General features: G+C 36.0%; 22 protein-coding genes. 18 read left to right on the top strand and 4 right to left on the bottom strand.

Going from position 1 to position 22,907, the window contains the following annotated elements:
- The 10 genes from H9635_RS06060 (at position 1) to H9635_RS06015 (ending at position 10,673) form a co-directional block, all read left to right on the top strand.
- Positions 1–1,539, top strand: a complete 1,539-nt coding sequence (locus tag H9635_RS06060) for an acyl-CoA carboxylase subunit beta (RefSeq protein ID WP_191699252.1) — start codon at positions 1–3, stop codon at positions 1,537–1,539.
- A 327-nt stretch (positions 1,540–1,866) separates the two neighbouring features.
- Positions 1,867–3,558, top strand: coding sequence for an FAD-dependent oxidoreductase (locus tag H9635_RS06055; protein WP_191699251.1), 1,692 nt, complete (start codon positions 1,867–1,869; stop codon positions 3,556–3,558).
- A gap of 36 nt (positions 3,559–3,594) precedes the next feature.
- Entirely contained in the window at positions 3,595–4,641 is a 1,047-nt protein-coding gene (locus tag H9635_RS06050) for a TlpA family protein disulfide reductase (protein ID WP_191699250.1), read from the top strand.
- Positions 4,642–4,935: 294 nt separating this feature from the next.
- Positions 4,936–5,574: a nitrous oxide reductase accessory protein NosL gene (locus H9635_RS06045; RefSeq protein WP_318245181.1), complete on the top strand. Its 639-nt coding sequence runs from the start codon at positions 4,936–4,938 to the stop codon at positions 5,572–5,574.
- A gap of 69 nt (positions 5,575–5,643) precedes the next feature.
- A complete protein-coding gene (locus H9635_RS06040) occupies positions 5,644–6,918 on the top strand; it encodes a right-handed parallel beta-helix repeat-containing protein (protein ID WP_191699248.1) in 1,275 nt (424 codons plus the stop codon).
- Positions 6,915–7,376, top strand: coding sequence for a nitrous oxide reductase accessory protein NosL (locus tag H9635_RS06035; protein WP_191699247.1), 462 nt, complete (start codon positions 6,915–6,917; stop codon positions 7,374–7,376). Before H9635_RS06040 ends, H9635_RS06035 begins: the two co-directional genes overlap by 4 nt.
- On the top strand, positions 7,373–8,170 hold the full coding sequence (locus tag H9635_RS06030) for an ABC transporter permease (protein ID WP_191699246.1): 798 nt from the start codon (positions 7,373–7,375) through the stop codon (positions 8,168–8,170). The genes H9635_RS06035 and H9635_RS06030 overlap by 4 nt, the downstream gene beginning before the upstream one ends.
- A gap of 7 nt (positions 8,171–8,177) precedes the next feature.
- Positions 8,178–8,867, top strand: coding sequence for an ABC transporter ATP-binding protein (locus tag H9635_RS06025; protein ID WP_191699245.1), 690 nt, complete (start codon positions 8,178–8,180; stop codon positions 8,865–8,867).
- The gene (locus H9635_RS06020; RefSeq protein WP_191699244.1) at positions 8,864–9,391 is read left to right on the top strand and encodes a TlpA family protein disulfide reductase; all 528 of its coding nucleotides are present in this window, start codon (positions 8,864–8,866) and stop codon (positions 9,389–9,391) included. The genes H9635_RS06025 and H9635_RS06020 overlap by 4 nt, the downstream gene beginning before the upstream one ends.
- 607 nt (positions 9,392–9,998) lie before the next feature.
- Positions 9,999–10,673, top strand: coding sequence for a metal-dependent hydrolase (locus H9635_RS06015; protein WP_191699243.1), 675 nt, complete (start codon positions 9,999–10,001; stop codon positions 10,671–10,673).
- A gap of 59 nt (positions 10,674–10,732) precedes the next feature.
- Here the strand turns inward: H9635_RS06015 and H9635_RS06010 are convergent, their stop codons facing one another.
- Complete coding sequence (locus H9635_RS06010) at positions 10,733–11,590, bottom strand: XRE family transcriptional regulator (protein ID WP_191699242.1); 858 nt, start codon at positions 11,588–11,590, stop codon at positions 10,733–10,735.
- A gap of 489 nt (positions 11,591–12,079) precedes the next feature.
- On the opposite strand from H9635_RS06010, the gene H9635_RS06005 reads away from it, so the two are divergent.
- The 4 genes from H9635_RS06005 to H9635_RS05990 all read left to right on the top strand — a co-directional run bounded on the left by H9635_RS06005 (position 12,080) and on the right by H9635_RS05990 (position 14,795).
- Positions 12,080–12,631 (top strand): sigma factor-like helix-turn-helix DNA-binding protein, encoded by a 552-nt coding sequence (locus H9635_RS06005; RefSeq protein ID WP_191699241.1) that lies wholly within the window; start codon positions 12,080–12,082, stop codon positions 12,629–12,631.
- Positions 12,624–12,791 (top strand): YvrJ family protein, encoded by a 168-nt coding sequence (locus tag H9635_RS06000; protein ID WP_191699240.1) that lies wholly within the window; start codon positions 12,624–12,626, stop codon positions 12,789–12,791. The genes H9635_RS06005 and H9635_RS06000 overlap by 8 nt, the downstream gene beginning before the upstream one ends.
- Before the next feature lie 14 nt (positions 12,792–12,805).
- Positions 12,806–12,991, top strand: a complete 186-nt coding sequence (locus tag H9635_RS05995; protein WP_191699239.1) for a hypothetical protein — start codon at positions 12,806–12,808, stop codon at positions 12,989–12,991.
- A 613-nt stretch (positions 12,992–13,604) separates the two neighbouring features.
- Positions 13,605–14,795, top strand: a complete 1,191-nt coding sequence (locus H9635_RS05990) for a hypothetical protein (protein WP_191699238.1) — start codon at positions 13,605–13,607, stop codon at positions 14,793–14,795.
- A 170-nt stretch (positions 14,796–14,965) separates the two neighbouring features.
- Here H9635_RS05990 and H9635_RS05985 read toward each other — a convergent pair whose 3' ends face one another.
- Positions 14,966–15,832, bottom strand: a complete 867-nt coding sequence (locus H9635_RS05985; protein WP_191699237.1) for a cation diffusion facilitator family transporter — start codon at positions 15,830–15,832, stop codon at positions 14,966–14,968.
- Between the two features lie 309 nt (positions 15,833–16,141).
- On the opposite strand from H9635_RS05985, the gene H9635_RS05980 reads away from it, so the two are divergent.
- From H9635_RS05980 to H9635_RS05965, 4 genes are all read left to right on the top strand, one after another.
- Complete coding sequence (locus H9635_RS05980) at positions 16,142–17,119, top strand: NADPH:quinone reductase (protein WP_191699236.1); 978 nt, start codon at positions 16,142–16,144, stop codon at positions 17,117–17,119.
- 371 nt (positions 17,120–17,490) lie between these two features.
- Positions 17,491–19,320, top strand: a complete 1,830-nt coding sequence (locus H9635_RS05975) for a hypothetical protein (protein WP_191699235.1) — start codon at positions 17,491–17,493, stop codon at positions 19,318–19,320.
- Positions 19,321–19,851: 531 nt separating this feature from the next.
- Positions 19,852–20,508, top strand: a complete 657-nt coding sequence (locus tag H9635_RS05970) for a hypothetical protein (protein WP_191699234.1) — start codon at positions 19,852–19,854, stop codon at positions 20,506–20,508.
- Positions 20,509–20,534: 26 nt separating this feature from the next.
- The gene (locus H9635_RS05965) at positions 20,535–21,080 is read left to right on the top strand and encodes a hypothetical protein (RefSeq protein ID WP_191699233.1); all 546 of its coding nucleotides are present in this window, start codon (positions 20,535–20,537) and stop codon (positions 21,078–21,080) included.
- Between the two features lie 41 nt (positions 21,081–21,121).
- On the opposite strand, the gene H9635_RS05960 is transcribed toward H9635_RS05965, so the two are convergent.
- Both H9635_RS05960 and H9635_RS05955 read right to left on the bottom strand, forming a co-directional pair.
- On the bottom strand, positions 21,122–21,988 hold the full coding sequence (locus H9635_RS05960) for an ABC transporter permease (protein WP_191699232.1): 867 nt from the start codon (positions 21,986–21,988) through the stop codon (positions 21,122–21,124).
- Complete coding sequence (locus H9635_RS05955; RefSeq protein ID WP_191699231.1) at positions 21,978–22,907, bottom strand: ABC transporter ATP-binding protein; 930 nt, start codon at positions 22,905–22,907, stop codon at positions 21,978–21,980. The genes H9635_RS05960 and H9635_RS05955 overlap by 11 nt, the downstream gene beginning before the upstream one ends.

The raw sequence follows: 22,907 nt of genomic DNA, 5'->3' as shown, positions 1-22,907 counted from the left end.
ATGACAAAATTGACAGTTGAAAACAAACACCAAGAAATGAAGAATAATGTGTTAAAGGGCGGTCATGAAAAGTATCATGAAAAAAATCAGGAACAAGGAAAATTATTTGTTCGAGAGCGTTTGGAGCTCCTCTTTGATGAAGGGTTACAGGCAGAGGATGGAACGTTTGCTAATGTACTTGCAGGTGACCTACCTGCAGACGGCGTTGTCACAGGGATCGGGAAAATTCATGGGCGAACTGTATGTGTAATGGCAAATGACTCAACAGTAAAAGCGGGCTCTTGGGGAAAGCTAACGGTTGAGAAAATTATCCGTATTCAGGAGACGGCTGAAAAACTTAATGTCCCGCTACTTTATTTAGTAGACTCATCAGGTGCCCGTATTACGGATCAACTGGAGATGTTCCCCGGCCGCCGAGGAGCAGGCCGCATCTTTTACAATCAGGTCAAATTATCTGGCCGTATTCCGCAAATTTGTCTATTATTCGGACCTTCAGCAGCAGGTGGTGCGTATATTCCCGCATTCTGTGATGTAGTAGTTATGGTGGAAGGGAATGCTTCCATGTACTTAGGATCACCGCGTATGGCGGAGATGGTCATAGGGGAAAAGGTCGATCTTGAAACGATGGGTGGGGCAAAAATGCACTGTTCAGTTTCAGGTTGTGGTGATGTACTAGCGAAAACAGAGGAAGAGGCAATTGCTTACGCAAGACAATACATCAGCTATTTCCCAGATAACTTTAAAAACAAGCCGAATGTGGAAGAGCCAAAATTGCCGAAAACGTTTGAAAAGTCGATTGAGGAAATCATCCCTGCAAACCAAAATGCACCGTTCAATATGTATGATTTAATTGACCGTATTATTGACGAAGGCTCATTCTGTGAGGTGAAAAAGCTATTTGCTCCTGAAATCATTACAGGCTTTGGGCGTATTAATGGCCAATCTGTCGGTATTATCGCCAATCAACCGCGCGTTAAAGGTGGCGTGTTATTCCATGATTCAGCTGATAAAGCTGCAAAATTCATCAACTTATGTGATGCATTCCACATTCCGTTAATTTTCCTAGCAGACGTGCCTGGATTTATGATTGGTACAAATGTTGAGAAGATGGGAATTATTCGTCATGGCGCGAAAATGATTTATGCGATGAGTGAAGCGACAGTACCGAAAATCACGGTTATTGTCCGCAAGGCCTATGGTGCGGGACTTTATGCAATGGCGGGTCCAGCATTTGAACCAGATGTATGCATTGCTTTAACAGGTGCACAAATCGCTGTAATGGGACCGGAAGCAGCTATCAATGCGGTATATGCAAATAAAATTGCAGCTTTGCCAAAAGAAGAGCAGGCCGCATTTATCGATCAGAAGCGGGAAGAGTACCAGGAAGAAATCGATGTGTATCGTCTGGCATCGGAGTTAATCATTGATGATGTGATTGAACCGAACGAACTGCGCAAGACATTGGAGATTCGCCTCGAAGCGTACAAAACAAAAAATCTGACATTCACAGAACGCAAGCATGGTGTCAGTCCAGTATAATCCTATAACAGAACAAAAAAGGGCTAGCTTCGCTTGTTAATAGCAATGTTAGCCTTTTATATTTTTAAAAATTAAGAAAAAATAAATTACCTTATATTTACTAAAATATCGTCATTGTCTATACGGTTATTATTTACGGATTAGTTTGGACGATCGACAATCAACTTGTCGGTCGTCTTTTTATTTAGGTGTGTGATTGGAACATCTATTAAAAAGCTACAAGTAAGGTAATATTCGTCATAAAAAAATTGACATTATACCTACAGGGGTATAATATGTGGATAAGAAGAAAAAACATAGTTAGTGTAATTTATGGGAGGGTTCAAGATGAAAAAAGTAGTCATTATTGGTGGGGTTGCAGGCGGTGCTTCTGCAGCAGCAAGGATTCGTCGTTTAGACGAGCAGGCAGAAATTGTGATGTTTGAAAAAGGACCACATGTATCATTTTCGAATTGTTCATTACCGTTTTATTTAAGTGGAGTTGTTGCAGATAGCAAGAAGCTGTTAATGATGACACCGGATTCATTTGAAGCTAAGCATAACATTGATGCCCGCATTAATAGTGAGGTTATTGCTATTAATCGTGCAGACAAGATGGTGACAGTAAAAAATACCGTTACAGGCGAACGAACAACAGAAAGCTACGATCAATTAGTGTTATCTCCGGGTGCGAGTCCAATCGTACCGAAATTGCCGGGTAACGACCTGCCTCATGTATTTACCGTAAGAAATGTTGTGGATATTGAGCGTTTACATAATGCAATTGTAGAAAATGACGCCCAAAACATTGCGGTAATTGGTGGAGGATTTATCGGAGTGGAAGTAGCGGAAAATCTACGTTTAGCAGGTAGAAATGTATCGCTTGTCGAATTTGCACCACAAATTTTAACACCGTTTGATGACGACATGGCGCAAATTTTACACAAAGAAATGGTTGATCAAGGTGTCGAGTTAATCGTCGGTGATGGCTTAGCAGAAATCACGCCGAATTTGATTAAGTTAAATTCAGGTAAAGAAGTCGCTGCTGACATTGTCGTTTTAGCAATTGGTGTACGCCCGGAAACTACTTTAGCTACAGAAGCAGGCTTAGAAATTGGAGAAAAGGGTGCAATTAAAGTTAATCAAAATTACCAAACAAGCGACCCGAATATTTATGCAGTTGGCGATGCCATCGAGGTGTATCACCGTCTGATGAACAAACAAACGCGTTTAGCTCTTGCTGGTCCTGCTCAACGTCAGGCACGTGCGGTAGCAGATCATATGTATGGAATTCCGGTCTTAAATAAAGGTGTCATCGGATCATCAAGCATTCAAGTTTTTGACTATGCAGCAGCGTCTACGGGATTAAATGAGCGTACTGCAAAGGAAATGGGTTTATTAGTGGAGGCCGTATATATTATTGCACCGGATAAAGTCGGTTTAATGCCTTCAAGTAACCCCCTTCATTTCAAGTTAGTTTATGAGTTGCCTACGGGTCGTATTGTCGGTGCGCAAGCAATCGGAAAAGGTAATGCAGATAAGCGAATTGATGTTATTGCGACATTGATTACAATGAACGGGACAATTGAGGACTTAAAAGAGTTGGAGCTTTCGTATTCGCCTATGTTTAGTACAGCAAAAGATGTTGTGAATTTAGCGGCTTTAGTGGCAACAAATTTAATGGCGGGTCGCTTCAAGCAAGTGCGTGTGAACGATGTACGCCGTTTAGTAGAAGAAGATGCTTTTATTGTCGATGTGCGTGAAGCAAATGAGTTTGCGCAAGGGGCGTTAAAAGGGGCTGTAAATATTCCACTGAGCGAATTACGTGAGCGTATGGAAGAAATTCCGACAGATGTTCCTGTTTATGTACATTGCCGTTCATCACAGCGTAGCTATAATGCAGTAATGGCACTTAATAATAGTGGCTATACAAATGTAGCGAATATCTCGGGTTCATTTTTAGGTATTTCCTTATATGAATACTATCAAGATCAAGTGAACAATCGTGAACCAATTGTCACAGCTTATAACTTTAAGTAACGTTTTGGGAGCTCTGCGATTGGAAAGGAATGAAACATGACATATTTAACATTGGGACAAGTAAATATTCCGATTGCATGGCTCGCATTGATCATTGCCATCCTTTATAGCGATTTTCGTAGTCGCCATTCGGATGGAGCAACAACTAAACTAATTGAACATTTGCTTTATACTTATATTTTCATTTGGAAGTTCAGTTATATTCTTTTTTCAAGCTCAGATTTCTTTCAAGCACCATTATCACTAATTTATTTTGATGGTGGTTTAAAAGGCCATCTGTTAGCACTGGCAGTTGTTGCTTTCCTATTGTATAGAAAACGGGAATTGTTTGATTGGGAAGTTGGCTGGATGTATTGGGTAAGACTTGTCGCCATTTATCAGCTTATTTTTAACAGTTTTCAGGAACAGTGGTTTGTTGCAGGTTTGTGGATTTTTACCCTTATTTTAATTGAACGAATAAAAAGTCAGCATGTTTTGCTCGTTCAATTTTTCCTGCTCATGTGGTTAGACGGCTTTATTTCTAGCTTTACGCTTTTTCATGTCGCCGTATTACTAACAGTTTATTTTAGAACGAAGCATGCTCAATATATAGCAGGTGCAGGACTTTTAAGCTTAGTTGCAATGATGCTAATGGATGTTGAAGAAAACATAACGACAACGACCCGTGCAGCGATTGATTTACCAGCTACGACAGGTGAACAATATCGCCTGTCTGACCAGGAACAATCTTTAACGGTTGTTAATTTTTTTGCAACGTGGTGCCCGCCATGTAAAGCGGAGATGCCCCATTTGCAAAGTTTTGCTGATAGCTTACCTATGGGGGTTGCTTTAATCGGTATTAATTTAACGGCACGTGACAACGGGGAAGAAGCACTTACAGATTTTATGGAAACATACAGCGTGACGTATCCAATCTTAAGGGATGAGGATGATGCAGTAGGAAAAGCTTTCCAAGTAAAATCCATTCCTACGACGGTATTGCTTAATGCACAGGGGGAAGAGCTTGAACGGATTGTAGGTCCGGTAAGTGAAGAAGGATTGCGCCAATTAATCAAAAAATATGAATCATTATTGAGTGAATAATTGATGTTTATGCTCCACCTCAATCTACCGTTTGAAAAAAATTTTCAAATGGGTATCATATAGTGTCAAAGATCTCGAGAATTAAAGGTAGATAAATATATTGATATAACAAACAAAAAATAGTCATTTAAAGCCGCGAAATTTAGCGGCTTTTATTTATGGGATTTTTTATACCTACATGGGTATTATAAAAATTTCACAATTAGCACAAAATATTGTGATTACTTTGTCAAATATAATATTCTAACCAAGTGTTATCATAGTAAGCGAAATATAAGAAATGGAGTGATGTACGTGTTTAAAAAAATATTATTGGCAGGAATAATCACAATGTTATTATCAGCTTGCAACCAAACTGAAGAGAAGAATGAGCCAACAGTTTCAAACGAAGAATCTGCACAGCAGCAGGAAGTTGAACAAATTGCCGAGAAGGATTGGACGCAGGATGCACGTTTGCAAGAGCCTACAGAAGATACAGTATGCGCCATGTGTAATATGAAAGTTTATACAAAAGATCATGAAATGGGTGTATTCTCGGCTCAGGCAATTAAAGAGGACGGGTCCATTGCATTTTATGATGATATCGGTTGTTTACTGAATGCTGAGTTTGCCAACGTAGAAGTAAATGAAAAATTTGTACGTGATTATAAAACATTAAATTGGTTTAACGTAGAGCAAGCTTATATTGTCAAAACAAAGTTAAAATCACCGATGAACTGGGGTTATATTTTCTTTAAATATGAAGATGATGCCAAAACGTATATGGATGAAAATGAAGGATCGGAATTGACATCCTATACAAAAGTACGTCAACAAGCTTTAGAACGCCGTAAAGCAAAAATGAAAGCGGGAGAAAATATTGACAAGCATGATCCTGAAGATGGTCATGTCCATCATGAAGGGGAAGAACTAAAGCACAATGATGGAGAATAATCAGCAGGTGATTCGTCTGAAAGCGACTAATCTCTGTATACACACCGTTAATAGAGGTGCATTTTGCTTATGAAAAAATTAATGAAATGGGCTGTTTTTACGCTGCTATTTACTTTCCTTCCCTACGTTTCACATAGCGTAGCAGCTGAAAGCTTACAGCAGTTAATAGACGAAACTAGTCCCAATAGTACGCTTTATTTAAAAAACAAAACGTACGAAGGGCCAGTCACCATTACAAAACCTATTACAATCATTGGCGACAAAGAAACAAAAATTATGTCCTTATCCACAGGAATTACAATAGCGGATACAAATAATATTACTCTTCAAGCAATTCAATTTGAAACGGAACAAGCACCTGTACTTGTTGAAGACAGTGAAGAGATTGAATTTAAAAATTTGAACCTTATTATTGATGAAAACGGTATGGAGTTTTATCGCGTAAAAAATGTTACTCTTTCCGACTTAAAAATAGAAGGAAGAAAAGAAGGGCATTTTTCAAAAAAGCCTAACGGGATTAGCCTATTTGAAGGGGAACAAATTACAGTAAAAAAACTTTCGGTTCAAAATGTTCAAGATGGTATGTATTTTGAGAAAACAAAAAATGTAGACGTCCAACATACGATAGTTGAAGATGGGCGGTATGGATTGCATTTCATGTATGGTACTAATATACAGCTGCAACACAATACGGTTAAGAATAATGTATCGGGCATGACGATTATGGTCGTTGAAAATGCTTATATTGCCCATAACCAAATCGAGAGACAGCTTCAATTAAACAGTAACGGCATGTATTTATATGATATTGAAGAAGCGCAAATCACGAATAATATATTTAAGGAAAATACGACTGCGACGATTTGGAATCAAGTAAAGAATACAGCATTTAGCAAGAATATGTTTCAGTCAAATGGAACGGTCATTCACAGTAGAAGGTCACCAACCGTAACAGTTACTGAAAATGAGTTTCAAGGTAATATATTAACGGCTCGGTCAGACGAAATTGGCTTTGTGTTAAATCGTAACCATTATGACGATTATAACGGCTATGATTTCAATGCTGATGGATTAGGCGATACAGACTACCATTCATTCACAAGTTTTGGACAATGGATGGTGCGTAAGCCCGTGTATCAGTATTATGTAGAATCCCCTAGTGTCACATTACTTAATAAATTGGATCAGCAACTCTCCGATACACAAAATATGGTCTTAGTTGATAAAAATCCGCTTATGACGACGGAGAAAAAAGAACAAAGCATTCAACTGAACTGGCTACATCTATTGGGAAGTACGGCAAGTTTATTCGTATTATTTAGTATTTGGAGGAAATTAAGATGAAACGGCTATTAGTTATAAGTACTATTATTGCAATGATGTTATTAGCAGGCTGTGGCAATAAAGAATACAAGCCGAAAGAAATTTCTGCAGAAACAGATGTATGTGAAATTTGTAATATGACAATTTCACATATGGATTACGCAGGTCAAATTGTGTTTAAAAATAATGATCATCTCGTTTTTGATGATTTAGGCTGTTTGATGGAATACATTATCGCTAATGGCGAGAGCGAGATTGGGGCGGCATATATTAAAGATGAATCAACAAATAAATGGATTAATGTTAAAGAGGCCGTGTACATCTACGAAGCGAACTACTGGACACCTATGAACTACGGCGTACTTGCATTTGCATCACAAGAAAGTGTGGAGGCTTATATGAATGAAAATGGACAAGGTAAACAGCTTAAATATGATGATTTAATAACTTTTGAATGGGGAATCCATACGCACGAATGATAAAGTTTATTCAACTTGAGATGAAGCAATTAATCCGTAGTAAATGGCTTCAAATCGTTACCATATTATTTGTTGTTACCTTTACATCCGTGTTAATGATTCAACAAATTGCAATGCCTGATGCAGAAGGATTTACGCGTCAATCAGCAGCAATGTTAAACGTATTATTATTTTTACTTCCGTTATTTATATTGACAATTGGTTCAATGAGTCTAGCGGCGGACCGTGAATCAGGATGGTTAAATTTACTGAAAACCTATCCGATGTCCAATGGTAAGTATATTTTTACGAAGTGGATCGGCTTATTTAATGTATTCTTATTCATTACACTATTAGCCATTACACTTTCCTATATGATGGGGAGCTTTTTTGGCGGCATTTCACTAAATGGTCCGTTCATCGTATTTATTCTTATTTTGCTGTTACTTTTCACATCACTTAGTATTTTCGTAGGTGTGATAGCAAAAAACAGGCTACACGCACTAGCACTTGCTTTAGGTGTTTGGTCAATAATTACACTGATTTTATCGTATGTGTTAATGGCGGTAGGAACCATTATTTCGGAAAATTTATTGAAAACTTTCATTTCGTTATCCATCCATATAAATCCACTTGAATGGTTGCGCTTTAGTTATTTTGTATTTACGGATCAGTCAGCTGTTTTAGGACCGGCTTTCTATGAGTTGGTGAAATTTTATGATTCAACAGTCGGACTATTTTATTACAGCTTATTTACAGCACTATGGGGAGTTAGCCCACTTTTATTAGCTACATATTTATTAAAAAGAAGGTGATAAATATATGACCGTGGAATTGTTGAACATTACGAAAACATATAAGAAAAACCGGGGCGTGCACAATATTGAGGTGACAATTGATGCTGGTGAAATTACGGCACTTGTCGGAGCAAATGGCGCAGGGAAAAGTACTATTATAAAATTGTTAACCGGGCAACTCATGCAAGATGAAGGGGAAATCATTGGTTTTTCAAAAGAGGCACTCCGATATATGCCGGATGATTTAAATTTTCCGGATACATTAACGGCTGCTGAAATATTAGCCTTATTAGCCAATTTGAAAAAAGTGCCCTCCGATAAAATCCCAAAACTTCTGGAACAGGTAGGATTAGCTGATAAAGGTCATTTACGGGTTTCGGAGTATTCCAAAGGGATGCGCCAACGTTTAAATTTAGCTCAAAGTTTAATAGGCGATGGGGATTTATATATATTAGATGAACCGACGAATGGCTTAGACCCCTTTTGGATTGCGACATTGAAAAAAATGCTTGTAGATGAAAAGGAAAAAGGGACTCATGTATTGTTTTCTACCCATTTACTTTCCTTTGCTGAAGAAATTGCGGACCAAGTGATTATGCTTCATGAAGGTGAAGTAATTGCGAAAGGGAATATTCAAACGCTTCTAACTACTTACCATTGTCAAACGTTAGAACAACTGTGGTTAACTTTAACATCTCTGGAGAATGTCCAGTGAAGAAATATATTGGACTTGTAATAATCACAATACTAATCGGAATTTTAATATGGGAAAGTAGCAGGGCAAGCAATGAAAAGATACCATCAACTATAACTACTAATGAAGAAGGTGTACGTGTTCTAAAAGCAGCTAATTTCACATTGCAAGCACTGGATGAGCAACAATACTCACTGTCGGATTCTCAAGGGAAATGGACGATTGTGAACTTTTGGGCTTCGTGGTGTGAACCTTGTAAAATGGAGGCACCTCATTTGCAACGTTTGTATGAGGAATATAATGACCAGCTTGAAATATTGGCAGTGAACATGACAACGAAAGACAGGCAGGACGATGTGCAAAAGTTTGTTAATGAGTACGGGCTGACCTTTCCGGTTTTGTTGGATGAGCAGGGAGACGTTAGTATGACGTATGGTGCCTTTACTATTCCAACTACAATTTTTATCGACGAGAAAGGCAATATTATCCATGAATTTGCTGGTCCTATGGAAGAATCATTTATAATTGACCTTTTATCATTGTGACTTTCATTTTATACGAATGAAAAAGACGCGGTGCCTTAAAGAATGGCGCTGAAAAACCTATATTTTTTATGACGTAAGGCACTTTCTATTCGGGATTTAATGGAAGGTGCCTTCTTTGCGATTAAGGTGTGGCATCTTGCATTGCGTATTGAGTAAATAGAGGAATGAATTTCCCTTATTTCGAAAATAACATAAAAAATAGTAAAAATAAGGGTATGAATTTCCGTTATTGACCTGAAAAACATGAAATTTGAGTATTTTATTTAAAATAACGGTAAAACGTTCCCTTATTTAACCTCAAAATGAGCAACATCATTTAAATAACGGTAAAATCTCCCCTTATTTCTTTACCTATTCCTCCCTTCGCTTCAGAATCACACTTCGAATATCTTACGTCTTTTTACAATTAGTAAAACTTGATTAATCAAATTAGTTTCAGTACAATGAAATCTTTGAATACATAACTAGTGATAGGGAAACCCGTGAAACCATATTCTATAGAAGGTAATTGCTTTTTTTAAGAAATGAAGATGGCAACTCAGCTACAAATTCATCGGTTAACGGAAATGCCGTTAAGTAAGAGACATCACAACAAAGAGGTGGCAACATGAAAGGTCGAACACATTTAACAATAGGGTTAGGTATTGGGGCAGTGGCGTCTGTCAGCCAAACACCTGAAATGATTCCTATCGTTTTAGCTGTATCCGCGGTGGCTTCCCTTGCTCCAGATTTAGACGGAAATAATCTGTTAAACAAGCATGTAACAAAGACGGCGAAACAAATAAAAAAGGGCGGACAATTTGTCGGTGTGGCGTTGATTGTTCTGTCATTATTCGCCTACATATTTAATATTAATTTCCTGCCTTTTTTAGAGGACGAATGGCTTACCCAACAAAATAAACTTCTGTTTTTAGGGTTGGGCGCAATTATTATTGCATTGTCCATGAGAAGCCAGGAAACGTTGAAAAATATTTTGATGAGCATTTTAGGCTTATTCCTACTGTACTATGCCATTACGGATGAGCTGTCGTGGCTCGTTATGTTTGCTCTGTACATTGGGGCAGCAGGATGGTTCCCACATAGAGGGCAAACTCATACGATTTGGGCAGTAATTTATTGGGGCTATATGTCTTATCTGTTGGAAATGAGCACGGGGGCGGAACATTTAGCGATCATTTCAACTATGGCATACCTTTCTCATATTCTAGGAGATATGATGACGATAAAAGGAGTTAAATTTCTTTCTCCCATTACAAGCAAAGTGTTTAAAATACGCATATAAATTTGAAGAAAGACTTCCAACAGTTTATTTAAGCTGTTAGAAGTCCTTTTAAAACTGCATTAAATCGAGTATTTTTTAACTTCTGCTTTTAATATAGATAGCAAATCGAACTGGTCTAAAACTTCCAACATATTCATCCCTTTATTAATCCAAAATAATCCGCATGTACCCGAATTACTTAAACAAACGCCTTTCCTTATATAACATATTGATAGGTTAATAAATTGCTTTTCTAATTTACATAATTCGATGGAGCTTTCTAATTGATTTAATGCCATATTATAATCACTATTTTTTAAATATAACAAGGACAGATTAATTAAAAAGTTAATCTTAATACGATTTATATTTTGGAAATTTTTATACTTTTCAATATGGCGGAAAGCGAATTTTTTCATTTCTTCAGCCGTTTCAACCGGAAAAATATAAAGGATAGCATTTAATAAAAAGATATCGGATAAGTATAAATTGTCCCTTCGAGATAATTCTGTCCAAATGGGCTCAGCAAGTAATTTTGCATGATGAATATCGTTCGTATTGGCTAATATTGATAGGCTTTTTATAATGATATTTATTTTATTAATCAGTTTGTCTTCAGGACATTCTTTTAAATATGAAATACAACTTTGCTGTAATTGCAATAAATCATCCGAATTATTATACGATTGATTATAAAAGTTGTTAATAATTTCATCTCTTAAAGGCATTGAATAGCCATTATTTATATATTTAAATTCGTCATAAGAAGTTTCGATACGGACCAGAAATTCACTAAGAGTAGAATGTTTAATATCTTTATTTTCCCCCAGCTCAAATTTGGAGAAATTACCTTGAGTACAGATGTTGGATGATACATATTTTTGCGAAAACCCTTTGCCGACTCTTATTTTTTTTACTGTTTCTCCATAATTATTCATAAGATCCTCCAATTTATTCTTTTACTAATATTATAAGATAAAATAGTGTAATTTATGTAAAATAAGTAAAAAAGGGGGGGGTGAGAAGATGATGGATATGATTATTATCGCTCTAGATTTATGGCTAATAGGAATTGGGGGAGGTTAATAATTTTTTAATGAAGTTACTTTAGGTGCATTAAAAGGTTGGCGCCAGTAGTATTAAAGTCTCTGAAAAATACGACTGGCGCCTATCTTGTATATCTAATACGCTCATAGAGCTACCGCTTTACATAGTCGAAGGTAAAGAATAGTAATAATATACTAATATTTATATAAAACAAATAAAAATATTAAAATATTATTATAATTAATCGTTTTTGGTTGTATTTTTCGATAGAAATTCCCCTATATATAGTAAGAAGGTAAGCAAAAGTTCTATTCGGTCTTTTTAAGTAAAAACGAACGGAAGTTCATGTTTTATGACTAAAAAGATAAGGGGTATGACGAATGAAGACTTTAAATCCTGATGTTGTGAATAGTAATGTATTTAAAAGATTTTTAGAGATAGAAGAGTATAACAAACTGTACACTGCCTATTTAGAAGATCCGAATAGTACGAATGCTGATACCTTAAATGAACATTTTAAGTATTTTGAAAAACAGATCATACGTATCGCCTATATAAAAAAAGCAGTTATATATGAGTCCAGAAAATTTGATTCAATGTTAAGAGAGCACAATAGAAAGTATGAATTAAATTTGGATGCACCAATTAATGAAAGCCTTGCAATGGTAGATACTGTTCAAGATGAAAATTCTTTTCTCCAATTTGAAAACATTTTTGAGAATGACTTAGAAAGCTTGTTGAGTGATGAATTGTTAATTACCTTATTAAAACGTTTAAATACTAAGCAAAAGCAAGTTTTGTATTACCGGTATGTAAACGAGTTAACTGAGAAAGAAATTGCGATGATTTACAACGTATCACAACAGGCTATTTCTAAGATGATTCATAGATCAATAAATATATTAAGAGAAGGGAGGGAAGAGAATGATTGAGGGGCAGCTGTTTCAAATATTGGGGAATTTCGGGTTTCCGATAACCATTGCGATTTATTTATTAATGAGATTCGAGGGCAAAATTGATTCTTTACGAAGTTCTATTGACGTATTATCAAACGACCTCACTAAAGTGAACCATGAAAGGAGTAAAAAATAGGGGGGAGGTTAACTATGGTCGAGCATCTTGATCCAAATGAAATTGTTCAATTATTAAAAAGGATTGAACCTGTCATTTCATATTCATCACGGCAAACTAGGATAGAAAATCGGGATGACCTAAAGCAGCACCTTTATGAAGTTACTATTAAGACTTTAAAAAATACGGTTTTTGTACAACCAAAAGGATTGTTTAAATGAATATAATAGTCGATGAGGCATTTTGATATCTAAGGAGTAGTTGCACCTTTGGATTATTAAAATGTCTCTTTTAATATGTTTCCAATTCAAGAAGTCCTTTGTATTTCAACGATGTAATAATGCATGATACATAATAAATAACGTCTAACACCAGATAAATCAACACTTAGGGGCATTATATAATTTTTTTAACTTTAATTCGGTAATAATAGCGGATAAAATGACTTTTTATGTTTAGACAATTTTTACTGTAACGTTATATATGTAAAATAATTTCCCCCAGAATAGTATTAAGGAAATCTCATGAAAGATCATAGAGAGACAATATGAAAGCGCAATCAATCTTTGGGAAATGGTATGAGTTGGGTTGTTTTTATTATTTCGTATATTGCAAAATCCGAGGAATTCGTAATGGTAGCCTCAATTCTTTTAACCTGAGTAAAACAGTATTGTAATATAATTTTGGTATATTCTAAACAGGCAGTAGATGGTGCTGCCAAAAAATTAGAGTAGTTATTTACTCGATTTGATCAGAGGTGAAACGATAAATACCGGAACAAATGAAAAATCCATCCTATCAGTAGAAAAAATACGAATTAGGAGCGATCAAGTAATGATTAAAAAACAAATGGACTCAAAAACAGCAAATAAAAATTTATCTAAGAAAGTAGCGCCACTAGTGATGTCAACATCATTTATAGCTGCATCATTTTTAGCGGCTGGAGCACCTATTTCTGCATCTGAGCTAGATTCAAAAGATGTAAATCCGGAAATTATTGAACACGCAAAAAATCATGGACAGAAAGTATCGGCATACGCAAAAAGCTTGCCAGGATCTCCTGAAAAAGGGGAGCTCGTTAGTCAGGTAGCTCAAACTAACGCCGAAAAAGCTAATAATGAATTAGATGATAACGATAATATAGATGAAACAAATAATGATGGTATAGACGAAGGTGCAACGGAAGTACCGGAGACACCGGTAACTGAAGACGACCAAAATGAAGATGTAGTTGTTGAACCGGAAACACCGGTATCGGAAGAAGAACCAGTTGAAGATGAAGTAGTAGAAGAACCGAAAACACCGGTATCGGAAGAAGAACCAGTTGAAGAAGATGGAGCTGAAGAGCCAGAAACACCGGTAACAGAAGAAGAACCAGTTGAAGAAGAGGTAGTTGTTGAACCGGAAACACCGGTATCGGAAGAAGAACCAGTTGAAGAAGATGGAGCTGAAGAGCCAGAAACACCGGTAACAGAAGAAGATGACTTTATTAATTGGTTAGATGAATCTTATCAATTTATCGATAATAGTTATCAAAGCTTAATTAGCTACTACCAAATTCATATTGAGCAATATTTAAGTGACTTAGAATCTGATCAAACAAACGAAGAAACTGAAAATGTTCCAGTAGTTGAAGATGTAACTGATGATTCTGCAGATGCTGATGAAACAGATACAACAGATACAACAGATACAACAGATACAACTTTAGAGGAAGATGCATCTCAAGATGATGCTGTTGATAATACAGAACTACCAGCTGAGACTGATGAAAACCTGGAAACTCCGGCTGTTGTAGAAGATGAAGAACAACCTTCTACTGTAGAATCTCCAGAGCAAGAAACTGAAGAAGTGGAGAATATCGTATCTGAACCAGTAGAAGAAACGGTACCAACTGAAACGGAAGCAATTAGTGTAGATACAGACCAAAAGCAAGCTGAGAAAATCGCATTAAAAGACAAAGTGATTGGCTACTATCAAAACTTAGTAACATCATTCTCTAACTTTTTAAACTTCCTAAAATAAGAGTAATATACACTTAAAAAGTAGCACAGACCAACAAAATGGTTTGTGCTACTTTTATTTTATTGGTTCTGTTAAAGGTTGATGTTAAAAAATGTTAATTAGAGAGGGCTTCGAATTTTACGGTCAGATTGAATAAAATAAATTTTGTTCGCAAATTAGGGAGTTTTCCATTACTTTACAATTTGAATTGTCATATGATGCATGTTAAATTCATCATGAAGTAATGTTTGAATTTTACGCAATACGACCTGTTCATCTACATCTTGTCCAACGCTTACATGACATGTTAATGATGGGAAATCAGATGTAATAGACCAAATATGAAGATCCGTTACCTTTATTACTTCTTTTACAGATAAGATTTTTTCTTCAATTATTTCTGTATTTAAATGATTTGGAGCACCTTCCATCAAAATATGAAAAGAGTCGCGCGTTACGCGATATCCACTAAAAATAATTAAAACAGCCACAATGATACTAGCAATTGGATCGGCTATATTCCATTGGAAAAATAAAATAAGTAATGCAGCTGTAATAGCACCAATAGAGCCAAGAATATCACCAATAACATGTAAAAATGCACTCTTTACATTTAAATTGTCATTATCACCACGATTTAAAATAAATGCTGCCACAATATTTACTACTAGACCGAGAACAGCTACTAGTAGCATGCCTGTACTCGCAACATTTGGAGGTGCTGAAAAACGTTTTACAGCTTCATAAAAAATATAGACAGAAATTCCAATTAACGTTAATCCATTTATAAACGCTGCAAATATTTCAAAGCGTCGGTATCCAAATGTTTTTTGCCCTGATACAGCACGTTGACCAACAATAAGTGCTACATAGCTAAGCCCTAAAGCCGCAGAATCACTCAGCATATGCCCTGCATCTGATAAAAGTGCAAGGCTATTTGTCATAAACCCGCCAATAACTTCTACAATCATAAATGATGTAATGAGTAAAAACGTCCACATGATTACTTTACGATTGTTATTTTCGCCTTGTTGCCCATGATTATTATAATGCTCCATAATTTGAATACCCCCTTCCTCATTCAATTATGTCCATTTTAATCATTTATAAATCCTTTATTTCAGGCGCTGTGCATATCATTGATTAGTATACAAGTGTAAAAGCTAAGCTTCATTGACAATGTTTTAGAATAAGTCTATACAAATACCGGTGTTCTCTATCTTGCATAAAATCGTGTATACTCCTTCTTGTTATAAATCCATATTTCTCTTACTAAACAACTGAGCAATATTTTTAAATGGCAATCGCTATACAAAAAGTAAAATTTCTAATATTCTTAAAATACTATATATTTCGAGGTGAGGTTATTGAAAGCGATACGAATCAATCAATTTGGTACATCAGAAAACTTATTGGTAGAGCAAACCGAAATACAGGGACCAGCTGAAAATGAAGTACTTATAAACCTTTATGCAGCTGGAGTCAATCCAAGTGATGTCTATACATCAACAGGTACATATGCGATAAAACCTCAATTACCATATACACCAGGGTTAGATGGTGCAGGTATTGTGGAAGAGGTTGGGAAGCAAGTAACAAATGTAAAAGTGGGAGATCGAGTATTTATTGCAAGTTTACCAAATGGCCAAGCGACTGGAACGATTGCTGAAAAAATTGTTTGTGAAAGCCGCTTCGTTCATCCAATACCAGCACATATTTCATTTGAAGAAGGCGCGGCGCTAGGTATTCCAGCTTTAACAGCATATCGGGCAGTAGTAGGAAGAGCAAATGTTCAGGCAGGGCAAACTGTGTTCATTCACGGGGCAAGTGGTGCAGTTGGTTTACAGGCTGTTCAAATTGCTAAAGCATTAGGAGCAAAAGTAATTGGAACAGCAAGTCGGGAATCCGGAAAACAGCTTGTAAAAGAGGCAGGAGCAGATATTGTTCTTGATCATATTACGGAGCAAACGATTGATACCGTATTAGAGCAAACAGATGGAAAAGGACCAAATGTGATTATTGAATTTTTGGCAAATGAGAATTTACAAACAGATTTGCAAATGATTGCAAAGCATGGTGTCATCGTTATTGTAGGAAACCGTGGGGAAATTAATATTAATCCCCGTCTTATGATGCAAAAAGAGTGTGATGTGCGAGGCATGGTATTATTTAATGTTACGGCCGAAGAACATCAGCAGCTTATTCAAGAAGTAGCAAAATTGCTTGAAAAACAGCAACTTAAACCAGTAGTCGGTTATAGCTATCCTTTAGAAGAGGCGAGCGTTGCATTTGATGCAGTTATTAATGGTGAGCATAACGGAAAAGTCGTTGTACGAACACAATAGTGAAATTTTGGACTAGTAAATATGCTAGTCCTTTTTATATGGCTCATCACGATAACATGGGGTTGCTTTTCTAATGAAATTCCATTTTATTGCCGTTTGCGAGGTCCACCAATCCCAAAATTTTGCCTTCGTTATAAAGTGAAGTAAAAAACATCCAATAAAGCCGCTTGCGCTATCGCGAGGCGGCATTTTGTCATCCCCAACTTATGATGATGAATATTTTTTATATTTAAATTTGGGAAAAATGACATTAAAGTGAAGAAATTCGAATACTTTTGCTATTATTTTGTCTGTTTAGTGCTATTTACTAAAAAAAATAGAAAAAATTGTTATGATATACGGGTAATATATAAGAAATTAGGAGCGTAACAATGGGATTTAAAGAAGAGTTTAAGCGAGAAATGCGCAATATACAAAATGATGTAGCAAAAGAGGTTGAAAAATATTGGGTCCTCGATTTTGAGGGACATAAAATAGAGATTATTAATGAGATGCTGGAGGAAGTATTAAAGGTTGATGGTGAAATTATTGCCCAAAACGTTCGGAAATCCATCTGGTCACATATTTTGCCGTTTTCAACATTGAAAGGGACGTTTCATTCTAGTAGTGGGAAGAAACATAAAGTATTTGTCAAAATAGGCGGATTTGTAAAACTGAACGTAACGGTCAAAGTAGACGGAAAAGAGCTTTTACATGATGCGATGAAACTACAATTTTTACCCTGGTCCAATAAGGAATTTATCGTGCCATATATTGAACAGCAATTTCATGCAAACCAAAAATTAATAACAAAAGATTTACCGGATGATGCGTTTTTATATGATGAATTTCATCCAAAACATGCACCTGGATTTGCAGATCAGCTTCATACAGAAGAAGTAACGCCATTTTATACTAAAAAGCTGATCAAACTGTTTTTAGAACAGATAAACAATCCAACTGATGAAACTCGGAAAGCTACTTACGAAAAAATAAAAGATGAAAAAGTAATTAGTTATTATTATGAGTTTTTAGAACAGTTTTCTGGAATCGAAAAAGAGGAAAGTCGGGTAAAGGAAGAAGCAATTTGGTTACTTGAGCACGCTGCACATCGAGAAGTGGTGAAATTTGCGCTTGTTATTTTAGGGACAGGAAATTGTGAAGAACTGAAAGAGCGCCTTAAAATAATCGCACTTCACGAAGAATTTACAGGGGTAGCTCTTTTCGCCTTAACAAACGGAACGACAAGCAGCAATGAGGCGGTTTGGTATATTGCAAAAAATGTAACAGGATGGGGTAAGTTAGAGGCGTTGAACTTTTTAGATGCAACTAATGAGGACATCCGTCAGTGGATACTGCTTGAAGGATTAAAGGATACAGTTCCAGGCAATGCGTCTGCTTTAATATGTGCAAATAAAGGAAAGCTTGATATAGAATTGCATGAGTCTGCCATTTCTGAAAAAGTATTTCAAGGTGCCGGTACCATTATTTTAGCATTGCTATATGAAGGTTCTTATCAAACAATGGATGATTATGAATATGCAGGTCAAGTGCTGATGCGCTACACATATCATGCAAAAACACATTGCCGCACACTTAAGCAGTTTTATATACTAACGCAAATTCATGAATATTTACAATATGATGAAGAAACATGGGATGATCGTTTCTCAACAAACTGGAAGCCCCATGAAAAACGAGCAGTAGAAGAAAATATAGAGGATATAGCAAAAAATCCGGAGTATTTGCAACAGGCAATTGATACATTAAATCATGGGGTAGAAGATGAGGATTATGCAATCGCAACAGCACAATACTATCACGCTGATATTACTAATATAATGTTCGAGAAAATAAAGGCTAACCCGGAAAACTATAAGTATTACATGGCATTATTCACTGCTGAAAATGAACAAATTATCGAACAGCTTATTAAATTTACAGATTCATTTGGGGATTTCAATGACCTAACAGAGAATCAAAAAATGGTCGTATTAGTCCTGTTGGAGGAATTGGATCAGTATGACGGAGCTGGTTTAAAATTTTTAATTAAAACTTTAAAAACGGCTGACTACCACCTGCAATATATTGCGATGCAAACATTATGTAGATATAATAAATCTTCTTGGCAAGGTACGGAGATTGAACAGCTTGCTTTGCGTTATGCAAAAGAAGCGAAAGATAAAGATGTTAAAGAAATTGCTAAGCAGCTGCTGGCATAAGCCTAGAAAGTCGAAGCCTAGATATCGGGTTTCGGCTTTTTATACTACCACCTGGGCTAAAATAAGAGGAGAAATTCCGCTTATTCTCCAAAATTACACAGTATGAGGTCGTTTTTTCGAACTTAAGGGGAAAATCTCCCCTTATTTCCTCATGAAACTAGCATGCTCATGCAAATAACGGTAAATGCTCCGCTTATTTAATTACCTCTTACAAGGAAGAAGCTGATTTGATTTTTTTCTGATGCATGATTCCATACACAATATTAAAGAATAATGCGAAATTTATTGGATTAAGTATGATAAAATATATATTTACTTCCAAATAGGTTAGTAAATAGCTCCAAAGTATTAAAGCTATACAATATAAAAAAATCATCGGTTTGCTAAAAAATTTGTCTTCAGTCATAATAACATCTCCTGAAATCTTGGTGGAAATTAATTTCCCAAAAAAATTAGTATATGGTAATACTATCATAGAGCTTTGATGATTTAACAGATTTCTTTTCGAATATGAGCACAAGGAGGGAAAGTATGATTAAAAATAAATTAGCAATTGCTATTTCCTTCATTCTTTTAGTGATTTGTATGTCTATTTATTTTCCGTTTCCAAATAACGAAATGATAAAAGCCCGGTCAACATTTATGACGTTTCCTATACGAAATGAAGAAGGCTATGTATTTCTTGGCATTTTCACTTCAGTGTTATTCATTATTTCGCTTGTTTTATTGCAAATTGGATTGAAAAAGTATCATTTTAGAACATTGGTATTGGTAATATTGGCTTTTGCCTTACTACCATGGGCACTTATTACAATTTTCCAAGAAACATTTGCAGAAGGTATTTATGCGATCAAGTATGATGGTAACGGCAATTGCAATTTTGATTATATGAGTGAGGACTTATTAAATGGGGAATGTAGTCTTGTACTACATAATCGGAGTAATGAAACGGTATCTTTTCAACTGGAGTTTATAGATTCACATTTCTATGACGAGGACGGAATTAGAATGCAGTCTCTGATGAATGTTGCCGGACCATTTCATGTGACAATCGAAGCAAACAGAAAAGAGTCGATTCAATTCAATGAATTATTGGATGTGACAGGTATTCCTAAGCATATTGATGGTGGAAGTTCGTCTAATATCCATATAAAACTTACAGAAGGGCAGCGTTCAAGAAATCTATAAATACTACTATAGGGGTGTTGCTACAGATGAAAAGATTATTACTAGTAATATTATTATGTCTACCACTAGTAGGATGTTCGGATGAAGCTGAACCAGGTGAAGACATCCTATCGAGTGCCGCTGAGTTTAATCTTCAACAAGCATTTGATCTGAAAGAAGAACATAGTGTCACAATGTTTGTAGAAGTTTATGAAAACGGTCAATTTATGGATGACAGAGATATTTATTTTGGCAACAACTTCGAAGGGAACGGCAAAGTTCAGTTGTCTATGTTTAGAGCAGATAATTCAGCGGAGTTGTTTTTAGTAGGAGCAATTCAAGATAAGAATCATGCCGTATCTAAAAAAATGTTCGTGGAAACGTCTGAATGGGGCGTAATTTTTAAAGCGGCAGAAAATGATGTGATAACAAAAAAAGGGCAATACCGAATTGGCATGTATGGTTCATTGTCTGAAGAAGATTCAACAACCTACACAGAGCCTTTAAATTTATCTGTTGAAGAGAAAAAAGAGTTCATCGAAGCATACGAACGTTATCCGGTTGTTAATGTTGTAGTGGTTGAAGTAAATTAAAAAAAGAGTATTGCGGAGAAGGGTGCAACACTCTTTTTTTGCTATTTATACTTCCTTCTAAACAATAAAGTGGACAAAGTACCAAGCACAATAATCGTAGTAAGTACAAATAGTAAACTCGTCATACTTGAAAGAATGGAGCCGTTTATTTCATACATGACACCATAATCAACTTTGTACGTTCTAGCATAAACGTCATTTCCGGCAAATACTTTTTCAACGGATTGTGCAGTAAATACATCGCGTAGTAATACAGTTATATGGCTTACCGGGAAGAAGTGGATGACAGATTGAACAGCGCTCGGTAATACTGCCATCGGAACGTAGATACCGCATAGAAACCCTAATACTGTCCCACTAATTGTGCTCACTGTAGAAAATGCCGTTTCCGTATTAATAAATAACACGATAAATAAATTGATCATACTACTCATGACCACCGCTAAAATTAAAATACCGATTGCTTTTAACATTGCGATGGGAGAAAGCCATTCACCGCCAATGGAAACGATGAAAATTTCACAGCAAATAAATCCGATAAAAGTCATGGAAAACCCAATAATAAAAGAACTGATTACATAGCTTAACTGTATTTTATATCGCGAAGCAGCAGTTACTAAAAAATCTGCTGTCGTTTTTGATTCTAAATCTTTTATATAAATCCCAAATACCCCGAGAGTTGCCGACATGGCGATTATTGATAAAAGTCCAGCGACCATCCATTCACTGACTAGTACTTCAATTTCAGGTGTGACAGCAACATATTCCGCGATGGAGTTAACCTGAAGATTCTGCAAAAAAATAGCGTAAAGACCAATTAAAATAAGGACTGAAAGCAAAGAGAAGAAAACGAGCAATTTATTTCTGAGGAATACTTTGTTATTTCGGCTGACTAAACTAAGTAGCATTTATGTCACCTGCTTCCTCATTAATCTGAATAAATACTTGATCAATCGAGCCTTTAATCACCTCAAATGATGCAAGGGAAGGTTGAATCCGTTCGATAATCGGAATCGCATGTAAAGTAGATGGGATATTCACTTTATAAACATCACCGAATTGCACCATTTCACAGCCAATTTGTTCGGAAATATGTTCAATATCTATTTCTTTTTTAAAGGAAAGCACCAGCTGATCAGATGCAAAGCGTTCTTTTAATTCATTAGGTGTGCCTTGAGCGATAATTTCTCCCTTTTTAATGACAACTATTTGATCCGCATTTGTTGCTTCCTCCATGTAATGGGTTGTTAAAAATATCGTCATACCAATCTCTTTCCTTAGTCGTTCAACCGTTTCCCATACGAATTTTCGAGTGTGAGGGTCGAGCCCAGTAGTCGGTTCGTCTAGAAATAAAATCGAAGGCTTATGGATTATTGCGCGGGCAATATCGGCTCGTCTACGCTGGCCACCAGACAATTGGCTATATTTTTTATTCTCTATTTCACCAAGCTTTAAATATTGCCAAACGAAACGATAATTTTCTATTAACTGTGCTTTCGTTAATTGATAAAAGCGACCACGATGGATAATATTTTCCTTCACAGTCAGTTCTTTATCAAGCAGGCTTTGCTGAAAAACAATCCCAATTGATTGCCTGATCCGATCATTATCCTTCATCGTTCCAAGTCGGTACCCATTAATCGTTACATCCCCGCTTGTTTTTTCAAGTAATGTACATAATATTTCAATCGTCGTCGATTTACCGGCTCCGTTACTACCTAAAAATGCGAATAAAGAGCCTTTTTTTACTTGGAAATCAATCCCTTTTACCGCTTCGATCGAACCAAAATGCTTTTTTAATTTCGAGACTTCAATGGCATAAGTCAA

The sequence above is a fragment of the Solibacillus faecavium genome (assembly GCF_014836905.1).
Taxonomy (GTDB): Bacteria; Bacillota; Bacilli; order Bacillales_A; family Planococcaceae; genus Solibacillus; species Solibacillus faecavium.
Note: the sequence above shows the minus strand (reverse complement) of the source record. Positions and strands in the feature narration are given on the sequence as shown.